Raw genomic sequence first — 6,653 nt, forward strand, 5'->3', positions numbered from 1 at the left:
ATCTGTTCCGGCAGTCACCAGAAGTGTTCACAGCCATACGGAGACTGAGAAATCGCGAGATCGAACATGTCGATCTAAGAATCAATCGTCGTGAAAAGAGGGGGCATTGATATGTGCCATCGAGCAGGTAACCCAGCTGCGCGGGTGATAGCGCAACAACGCCCTCTGCGGGCGATGGCCAGATGAAGCGGCCTTTCTCCAGCCGTTTGGCGTAGAGCGACATGCCCAGCCCGTCGTGCCAGAGCACTTTCAGCAGATCTCCACGTCGCCCCCGAAAGGCAAACAGGTCCCCCGCATGGGGATTGCGTCCCAGGGCCTCCTGAACCTTCAGGGCCAGACCCGGCATGCCGAGCCGCATGTCTGTCGCACCCGTTGCCAGCCAGACCTGGACACCGGAAGGAACCGGGATCATGGACGCAGCAGCATGATCAGGCGTTCGACCCTCTCGGGTGGAACATCGTGACCAAAACGCAGGATGCTGCCATCGCGGAATGTAATTTCCATCTGGCCTGGCGCCTGGCCTTCCTGCGCAACGGGTTCTGCCAGTCTGACAGGCACAAGGTGTCCCTCTTCAGACCGTCTGCTGCGCCGACGGCACTCCTGCCGCCAGCGGTAGAGAAGACTGACATGGATCCCATGCTGGCGGGCCACTTCACGAACGGGAAGGCCGCTTTCGAAAGAGGCTTCTACAACCCTGGAGCGAAAAGCGGACGTATAGGCCTGTCGGCGTTCTCCCACAATCTCGATTGCCGCATGGTTTCTCCGGGCAGTCGCTGCGACACTCGCTGCGACCGTCTCGTGTTCATTCTCGATAAAATCGTCCATGCATAGAAGAAAATATCCGAACCTGTCGGTCTACAAGGTGGCTCCTACCGGATGCTTACCGATAGTCGGCATTCTCTTGGTTTTTCCGACAATATTCTGGACCGCGACTTCATGGCCGATGCCCCCAATCGGAAATGGGCAGGCGACATCAGTTATATCTGGACCAGCGAAGGCTGGCTCTACCTTGCCGTCGTCATTGACCTGTTCAGCCGCCGCGTTATCGGTTGGGCCGCCAGTGACCGGATAAAAAAGGACCTCGCTATCAGGGCACTCGATATGGCGGTGCGTCTACGCAATCCATCACCTGGCTGTATTTTTCATTCTGATCGCGGCAGCCAATATTGCTCCCATGATTTTCAGAAGAAGCTGACGGAATACAAGATGATACCGTCCATGTCCGGCAAGGGAAACTGCTATGACAACGCCGTGGTCGAGACCTTTTTCAAGAGCCTGAAGGCTGAAATGCTTTGGAGACAAAGTTGGCCAACACGGCGTCAGGCAACAGCCGCCATCTTTCAATACATCAACGGTTTCTATAATCCGCGACGGCGCCATTCCTATCTCGGGAGTATCAGCCCTCTCTCTTTCGAGGCCAAAGCCGCGTAAAAGAGATCATATACCGGCACAAAACCGTCACAAGTCCAAGCTGCGTACGTCTGCCAACGAGCCGCTCCCGCATGCCGACAAGCATGAGGGCTGCCTGCTGCTCAACCGTCTTGACTGGCACAAAACGCATGGTTGGACGGCTCATCGCCTCACAGAGGGCCTCGGCATCTGCCGCATCATTCTTGCTGCGCCTGACGTAAGGTTTGACAAGCTGTGGCGCCATCAGCCTCACTTCGTGGCCGAGTGCGCCAAGGGTTCTGGCCCAGTGATGGGAGGCCCCACAGGCTTCAATGCCAATCACTGTCGGCGGCAGTTTCTCGAAAAACCGGATCATCTGATGTCGGCTCAGTTTCCGGTTTAGCGTAACCCGCTCTTCGGCATCCACGCCGTGGAGCTGAAACACTTTTTTCGAGGTATCCATGCCGATACGGACCAACTGATGCATGATGGTTTCCTTCACTGACATTCAACTCCTCAGCATCCTCTCAGGACCACAGGGAGCCGTCCACACCATCAGTTCTCAGTGAAAATTAACAGGCACCGTCAATGCTCATACCCGTTACAAATGCCATTGAGGCCCTGAACGCAAAGATCCGTCGCGCCGTGCGCACCCGCGGCCACTTCCCGAGTGACGAGGCCGCCGCAAAATTGATTTACCTGGCGCTCAATGCTACCTCCCACACAGTGGAAGCGCTCAGTGCGCGAATGGCACGCTGTCAGATGCCAGCTCGCTATCATGTTCGATGATCGTTTCCCAATGGCCTGAAAAAATGCCACCGCACAAAATTCTACACAGTCTCTCTTCCGGCTGAAAACAGTCATCCCTCGCTCATCCACCCCATGTGCGTGAAAGACACGCTTGGCGATATCGAGATCAATAGTGGTAACATTCTCCATGGACGTCACTCCTGCGATGCTTCAACACCCACAGTCTGGCACACCAAGGCCGTCAGGGGGCGTTCACCCCATCAACAGAGCCAGTCCTGAGCCTAAACTCCTCGCGTGAACCGTTTCAAACAATCCTTAACCTATGCCAGCCCCCAAATCAATTACTGCACTAATATATACCGACGTACACGCTGAGTAGAATAGAACCCCATTATAAGTAGCAGCAACGTAATCCAGGAATTATAGAATATATCATAATGTGCATGTGCATTCAGCCCAAATTGACCTTCCCTGATCATTTCTATATTTTCAACGCTGGGTGAAATCATCATATACCAACGGTATTTCGCAGGCAACCACTCAACCATTGAAAATGCACCAGTAAAGGGCAAAGAAAGATAGCTGAAAATAGAAACCCCTTTTTCAACCAAATCGGACATTTCACTAATGGATGCAAAAATCATAGAGATTGCGATGCAAAATAACATATGAAAACCTAGGCCGAGGTACAACATGCTATAATATTGTGGCGGCTTCATAAAGCCTGTAAAAATTGCACCGCATGTTATTAGCAAGCCCGCCATGGTTGTTCCTGCTATTTCCAGAACCGCACGAGCCAAAATAATTGAAGTTGGTGTCACCTGCCGATGAAACAGGAGACTACCATTTGACTCAAACGCTTTAACAGAATGACCTAGACAATGTCGCCACATTGTCAACGGCACGTAGCCTGTCACGACAATAGCGGTCATGGGCAGACCGTGTTCATGTGAAGGACGCATCGCGGTCCATAAGATGGTCACGCCTGTGCAAAAAAGGACAGGCTCGCCTAGAACCCACAAGAAGCCAAGATTCTCTCGACCATAACGTGTATGAATTTCACGCATTATCAAGGCATAGATAACTCGCAACTGGACTCTGAAATCTTCTTTCAGTTCCGCCAGTTTATCATATATAGTCATCGGAATTCTCATTGATGATCGTGGCCCCACGAAACTATTCTGGAGCAATATAGATTGTTCATGAACCCAAAGCGAGAAAAGAATTGGCACTACCAATCCTCCAAAAAAAAGCTCTGAGATCTACCAAGACATGTCAGGAAACTGCGCATATCCTTAAAGTTCCGAAGAAGGGATAATACAGAGGTGGACCCGTTTGTTCGGACAGTTTTATGGGCTTGATAAGCTATACCCGGTTGTCGTTATGCCGCCCTTCTGACGGCGTTGCTGTTGGCCATCTGGTCCGGGGTTAACCCCGGACCAGATGGCGTCGGCACGTCATGATACGCCTCATCAGGCGTACGTCCAGCCAGCGCCGTATGCGGACGCCTTTCGTTATAATGGGCGATCCATCTGCCAAGCCCGGCCCTCAGCTCTGATCCGGTCTCGAACGCGTGCAGGTAGACGCATTCATATTTCAGCGACCGCCACAGACGCTCGATGAATACGTTATCCAGCCATCGCCCACGCCCGTCCATACTGATGCGGATCTGACGATCTTCCAGTATCCCGGTGAAACGGGGTGTCGTAAATTGCGACCCCTGGTCAGTATTGAAAATGTCCGGGGTGCCATAGCGCATGAGGGCATCCTGTAGCGCCTCGATACAAAACTCCACGTCCATCGTGTTCGACACACGCCAGGACAGGACCTTGCGCGTGAACCAGTCCATGATCGCCACGAGATAGAGAAATCCCCGTTTTATGGGAATATATGTGATATCGGAACACCACACCTGGTCAGGCCGATCGATGACCAGATCCCGTAGCAGATATGGATATTTCCGATGCTCCGGATGGGGCACGGTCGTGCGCGGCTTCTGGTAGATCGCCCGCAGGCCCATGTCGCCATGAGCCGTCGGACCCGCTTGCGGCCCACTTCATGTCCCAGGCGGCGCAGATGCCATGTCATCTGTCGTGACCCGTAATACGGCGTTTCCAGGAACTGGGCGTCGATCAGCCGCATCAACAACAGGTTTTTCTCATTCTCTGGCACGGCCTGATAATAGACGCCCGACCGGTTGAGATGCAGCAGCGTGCATTGCCGCACGACCGAAAGCCGGGGACGCTGTGGGTCAATCATTTGCCGCCTCTGATCACGCCCAACCGAACAGAGGCATCCCGCAAAAAATCCCGTTCCACGAGAAGCTCGCCAATCTTCGCGTGCAGTTTCTCCACATCAGCAGGGCTGACGGGCGGATCAGACACCGCCTTCCCGGTGAAGCTCGCTGCCATTCCCTCAATCGCCTGGCGCTTCCATTGCGCAATCATCGTCTGATGCACGCCGTGCTTCGAAGCCAGTTCCGCCAGCGTCAGTTCCCCACGGATCGCCTCCAGCGCAACCCGTGATTTGAACTCCGCCGCATACCGTTTCCGCGTAACCTTACCCATAAAACCCGCCCTCTCTCAGGTCGGATTATAGCTTATCGCCCTGTCCGAAAAACCGGGGCCACCTCTGAGTCCCGGTGTCGCGGGTTCGGTCCTCTCCGACTTTCGTATGCCTTACGGCGCCCGAAACTCTTCAGGGGAGTGGAACGTCCACTTTCAGCATTGAAATTTTTGATAACAGCCAGGCGCCTCCAAGGCGCAAGCGGACTACTTCCGAAGATCTGGAATTCCGAGTTCGCTCCACATCCACCCGAAATCGTAGGCGGCCATGGCTCCGTGCCCACCCGGGGCATGGGCGGTAGTGTTTTCGATCCCCTTCAGCCAGGCCGCCACCTTTTTACGCCCGGAAACCGTCCTGACAGCCTGACGCGGCGTCATGTCCCCCAGCGCCGGAACCGGCTCATCAAGCACCTGCCGATAGTGACGCTCCAGCATCTGCCCGATGACCCGGGCTTCCTCCTCTGGCGGGATCTGCAGCGCTGGGGATGCTTCCCGTCCGTGATGCTCCCGCTCTTCCATTGCCTGTGCCGGTGTCATGATCTGCGTGAGTGGAGCGCGCACGAGATCACCCAGACCGGCCTGCAGCATGGCCTGTCCACGCTCGGCGCGCTCCTTTGAGTTCACCTGCAGCCGCAACCGCCGCCCCTTCAGCTCCAGCGTGCCCAGCACGATCGTGCCGTCATCCATCTCCGTACGTAGAAAGCGCCCGTTTTCATCCCGTCCGGCCTTCCGCACGGGACCACTCACCGGCTCCTTCAGCCAGTTCCAGAACGACCGGCTTTCCGGGTGCAGGGCTCCGATCCCGTCCAGCACATCGGCGACTTTCTTCTGCGTCACGCCCTTAGCCAGCGGGAAGCAGACCTCATGAAGAACCAGATCCTCCCCATCCCCATTGAACAGCGCTGGCCCCTCCATCTGCCGGGCCATATCCTCCAGCGTCCGGAACAGCCAGGTCAGCGTGAACATCGGTGCAAGCCCACGCAGCGTCTGCGTATCGAGTTTTGGAAATTCCGCCTTGCCCGACCGTTTCCGTAACACCCCGTAAAGGTTCGCCGCCAGTTCTTCGCAGGCCCCCTGCGAATAAGCGAGCAGCCCACCTGCCAGAATGGTCTTTCCATCAGATGGGATAAGCCGTGCTGCGATCCGGTCCCACTGTTTCAACGTCCGGGTAGCCGTGCCTTCATGCACCAGAACGGGTTCCCCACCCCGCAGCAGGTCACGCGCCATCAGGCTCTGGCCGGGTTTGATATCGGAGACTTCATACAGGCTCATGACCGAAGCCTTCAGGGCACGCATATAGGCGCTGTTGCGCGGCCCTTCCTTCCAGCCCCGACGCTTGAGGTAAACGTCCACGAAGTTCCGGCCATCGTCCCAGTCCTGCCCGAGAAAGTCCTCGAAGGCGCAGCCCCACAACGTCATGGCGACGTCGGGGCCGATCATCTCCGCCAGATCCTCGAAGGAGATGTCGCCCGCTTCCAGCACCGGACCAATGTGATCGCCAAGCACTTCGCCAAAACGGTCCTGCCAGTCCTCCTGGCCAAGATATCGGATCAGTCCGGTGAGTTCATCTGCGGCCATGGGTAATCCTGCGTCTCCTGATGCGGACAGCATGGGCACGCTGTCCTGACTCGATAGTGTCGGATCATACCCGGAAACAGGCGACGGGACGCTCCATCTGGCTGTCACGCATTTGTGAAACCCGACAAAATTACGCCTGAATACCTTTTCGTCTGTTTCCTATGTGTTTCCTGCGCCGCATTCCGGGCACAAAAAAAGCCACCCGTTTGGGTGGCTTTTCTTCTGTCTTTTCAGACGCTTACGTTTGGTTGCGGGGGCAGGATTTGAACCTGCGGCCTTCAGGTTATGAGCCTGACGAGCTACCGGGCTGCTCCACCCCGCGGTTGTTTGGGGAGACTGGAAGACCTGGCGGCGACCGACTTTCCCGTGCCT

Annotated in this window: 4 protein-coding genes, 1 tRNA gene and 4 pseudogenes; 2 read left to right on the forward strand and 7 right to left on the reverse strand. The window is 55.7% G+C overall.

From position 1 onward, the window contains the following. The coding region (gene tnpB / locus ACBR42_RS16680; RefSeq protein WP_371208781.1) for an IS66 family insertion sequence element accessory protein TnpB at positions 1-412 on the reverse strand (412 nt) is incomplete at its 3' end. Next, entirely contained in the window at positions 409-825 is a 417-nt protein-coding gene (gene tnpA, locus ACBR42_RS16685) for an IS66-like element accessory protein TnpA (RefSeq protein ID WP_371208782.1), read from the reverse strand. The genes tnpA and tnpB, both read right to left, overlap by 4 nt. A gap of 45 nt (positions 826-870) precedes the next feature. Here tnpA and ACBR42_RS16690 point away from each other — a divergent pair. Then, a pseudogene (locus tag ACBR42_RS16690) lies at positions 871-1,431 on the forward strand (IS3 family transposase); the annotation flags it as partial. A 37-nt stretch (positions 1,432-1,468) separates the two neighbouring features. On the opposite strand, the pseudogene ACBR42_RS16695 reads toward ACBR42_RS16690, so the two are convergent. Further along, positions 1,469-1,876 (reverse strand): annotated as a pseudogene (locus tag ACBR42_RS16695) (IS110 family transposase); the annotation flags it as partial. A 104-nt stretch (positions 1,877-1,980) separates the two neighbouring features. Between ACBR42_RS16695 and ACBR42_RS16700 the strand changes: the two are divergent. Beyond that, positions 1,981-2,197: pseudogene (locus ACBR42_RS16700) on the forward strand (transposase); the annotation flags it as partial. A gap of 283 nt (positions 2,198-2,480) precedes the next feature. Here the strand turns inward: ACBR42_RS16700 and ACBR42_RS16705 are convergent. The 4 genes and pseudogenes from ACBR42_RS16705 to ACBR42_RS16720 all read right to left on the reverse strand — a co-directional run bounded on the left by ACBR42_RS16705 (position 2,481) and on the right by ACBR42_RS16720 (position 6,603). After that, positions 2,481-3,281 (reverse strand): ABC transporter permease, encoded by an 801-nt coding sequence (locus ACBR42_RS16705; RefSeq protein WP_371208783.1) that lies wholly within the window; start codon positions 3,279-3,281, stop codon positions 2,481-2,483. A 239-nt stretch (positions 3,282-3,520) separates the two neighbouring features. Beyond that, a pseudogene (locus tag ACBR42_RS16710) lies at positions 3,521-4,706 on the reverse strand (IS3 family transposase). Between the two features lie 204 nt (positions 4,707-4,910). Beyond that, a complete protein-coding gene (locus ACBR42_RS16715; protein WP_371208784.1) occupies positions 4,911-6,281 on the reverse strand; it encodes a hypothetical protein in 1,371 nt (456 codons plus the stop codon). A 245-nt stretch (positions 6,282-6,526) separates the two neighbouring features. Further along, positions 6,527-6,603 (reverse strand) — tRNA-Met (locus tag ACBR42_RS16720). Positions 6,604-6,653 lie beyond the last annotated feature (50 nt).

The organism is Komagataeibacter sp. SM21 (assembly GCF_041402665.1).
Lineage (GTDB): Bacteria > Pseudomonadota > Alphaproteobacteria > Acetobacterales > Acetobacteraceae > Komagataeibacter > Komagataeibacter saccharivorans.